Genomic DNA, 2717 nt, shown 5'->3' with positions numbered 1-2717 from the left:
CGGGCGACAGCTGTTATTGACGAGCCGTCGGAATAGTAGTCACGAATAGCTCCTAACTTCACCGATAACGGGAATTTTGCTACTTTTGTTTTTCTTGTCATAGTCTTTTACTTCTTATGAAGGTCAGAACGTGACAAGCTAAATCCGTTCAAGACAATCCGAGACTTCATCCTTACGCACCACGGTTGTGGCATGACGAAGTATTTCTACATTAAATATCAGAATGAACACCCTGATGAAGTGGTTGACAAGAGTCTCTTTACTTATCCGGGCCCTAACCCTTCAACACCTGAGCAGGCTATCCTGATGATGGCAGATTCCTGTGAGGCCGCCTCTCATTCATTAAAGGAATATACGGAAGAGAGCATCTCCAAGCTTGTCAACCAGATTGTTGACCAGCAGGTCAAGGATGGTCTCTTCAGCGAGTGCAAGATCACTTTCTATGATATCGCGGTCGCCAAGCAAGTGCTGATAGAGCGGCTTAAGGCCATTTACCACACTCGGATACAATATCCCGACAAGGTCGTGAGAAGTTAGACAGTAGCGGGAAAAGTAGTAAATCGGTTTTACAAAAAGTAAAGAATACGGACAACGCGGGCCTTTTGAAACAGGGAGCCAAAAATGCTTTGAAACCACCGGGAAGGCGTTTTCGTGGTACCATTACTGCGTAGAGGCAAGCCGTTTACGGTGCACAGGCAGTGTCTTTAGTATTAAAAGGCAGTGCGTCTGCGGCGTTATCGCATTGCGATAACGCCGCAGACGCGTCTTGTTCACAGGCTCTTTCCATGCCTCAGAATCTGTAAAATCGAGTAATTGCCTCATTGATAATATCTTATGTTTTATTGTGAATTTAGTGGTTTTTACGGCCGATCCCACATCTTGTCGCAAAAATGCGATTCTCACAGTGACTTTGAAATAAATCTTTTTTACAGATCTGATCATCTCGTCTCTTTGATGTCGTCACTGATGCGAAGAGCAATAGGAAAAGGTCCACACAATTGTCACGATGAGAGAAAGATAAGAAAAAATGGAGAAAAAACTGCTTACGTATGCAAGATTATGAGTACCTTTGTATTTAATAAGATGTAAACCATCAAAAAAACAAATAATAGAACAATGAGAAAACTGAGACTTTTTAGTTTGCTTCTTGTCGTGTCAGCTGCCGCTTTCACATTGACGTCGTGTTTAGGTGACAGTGACGACAACAACAAGCTCACGCCACAGCAAACGCAACAGTGTTTTAGAGCTGTCCAAGGCTCCCACCACGGTAAACTAATTTACGTTGTCAGCAACAGTTCTTCAGGTGCTCCAGCGAAGAAGGACTCTGTCTCCACCTCATGGACAATCACCTCCGACTCTACCATGACGCTGATCCGCATCCCCGCGAAAGTCATCGCCACGGCCGTTGATACTACTACGGCCGAGCACAAAGAGATTCGAGATGCCATCCTCAAGCAGCCGGATCAGTCAATGGAATGCTACATCGGCTTTGTGAAAATGAATCCGATACAGTGGCTTATCAATCCTACAGGCCTTACTTACGAGGTAGCTGTCAAAGGAGGAAACCATAAGGTCCAGGTAGTGTTCTATATGAACAACACATACTCATTCGGCCAATTCACGACCTCGACCAACAGCATGTTGTTGCAGATTATAGCTGCCGGCGCCAAGATCGACGGTAGCTTTGACAAAAGTTCTACGCCGTTGGTAAGGTCTACTCCTTTCTATTTCGTAAATAAATAACAAAGCGGCTGAGGTTTCTTTCACGCCATATTATGCGGGCTGGTCCTGTGGCCGCCCGCTTTCTTGCCCTTGTTCTGTCGGTCTGCGCATGGCAGGTCACGAGGAGGGATCGGGCGTGACCGACTTTGATAAAAACAGCATCCCCGGTCTTAAATCTTAAGACCGGGGATGGCTTTAGTATGCTCGGCATGAGTATTGTCTAACGGGTGCAAGTCCCGAGTAAGCCTTAATAGCGGGAATTACATAGCCAAAGGCAAGGGCGTCCATCGTGAGGTGGAATCTGAAAGAAGCCGGCGGCAAACATCTGACCTAACGAACAGAAACTTCATACAAGGCATATGACCGTGGGTAAGGTTGCTAAACAAATCAAAGCCCTATAGCTATTCGGAACGGTTGGTGTAAATGAAGTGGGTATAAGATGGAAAGACAATGCCCTTATCCGAGGAGGTCTCACGGACACTTCAAATAGTTTTTTTTACGAAAGAAGTGGAGTAAAGCTTGCCGTGAGAAGTCAGCAGACGCCATAGTAGTGCAATACTCGATAACGTTGCATGAAGGGCTGAACCTAACAATCAAGCGATAGTAATTGAAACATACCTCATGAAGGAAAGAATGCAGAAAAACATTATCCCAAGTTAATGGCTGCCCCCAAAGAGATAGGTCGGAAACCGAATGGTATGGGGGAGTGCAGACCTACATGTGGATGTGTGAAAGACAACATCGTGGAAGTACCATTCGACAAGGAACACCTTTTCGAGCAAATCCTTAGCCCTTCAAATCTCAACCGAGCCTACAAGGCAGTTATGAGAAACAAAGGCTGTGGTGGTATCGACAAGATGTCGTGCGAGCAGTTGCTCCCATGGCTATTGACCAATAAGGACTTGCTCATCCGTTCCTTGATGGACGGCTCTTACCGTCCAAACCCAGTGAAAAGGGTAGAAATACCCAAAGACAATGGCAAGATGCGCCTGTTG

The 2717-nt window shown here is 45.8% G+C and carries 1 protein-coding gene and 2 pseudogenes; all 3 read left to right on the top strand.

All coding sequences use genetic code 11. From position 1 onward, the window contains the following. Positions 1 to 156: 156 nt before the first annotated feature. Positions 157 to 537: pseudogene (locus PREMU_RS00605) on the top strand (hydrolase); the annotation flags it as partial. A 579-nt stretch (positions 538 to 1116) separates the two neighbouring features. Continuing rightward, positions 1117 to 1743, top strand: a complete 627-nt coding sequence (locus tag PREMU_RS00595; protein ID WP_007572299.1) for a DUF4840 domain-containing protein — start codon at positions 1117 to 1119, stop codon at positions 1741 to 1743. 600 nt (positions 1744 to 2343) lie between these two features. Then, a pseudogene (locus PREMU_RS15455) lies at positions 2344 to 2717 on the top strand (group II intron reverse transcriptase/maturase); the annotation flags it as partial.

Origin of the sequence: Hallella multisaccharivorax DSM 17128, from assembly GCF_000218235.1 — a bacterium.
In the GTDB taxonomy this organism is placed as follows: Bacteria; Bacteroidota; Bacteroidia; order Bacteroidales; family Bacteroidaceae; genus Prevotella; species Prevotella multisaccharivorax.
The sequence above is the reverse complement of the archived record's forward strand: the minus strand, read 5'-3'. Positions and strand labels throughout refer to the sequence as shown.

Coding starts and splice junctions, on each gene's coding strand:
- PREMU_RS00595 (WP_007572299.1), top strand. CDS start 1,117: ATGAGAAAACTGAGACTTTTTAGTTTGCTTCTTGTCGTGTCAGCTGCC.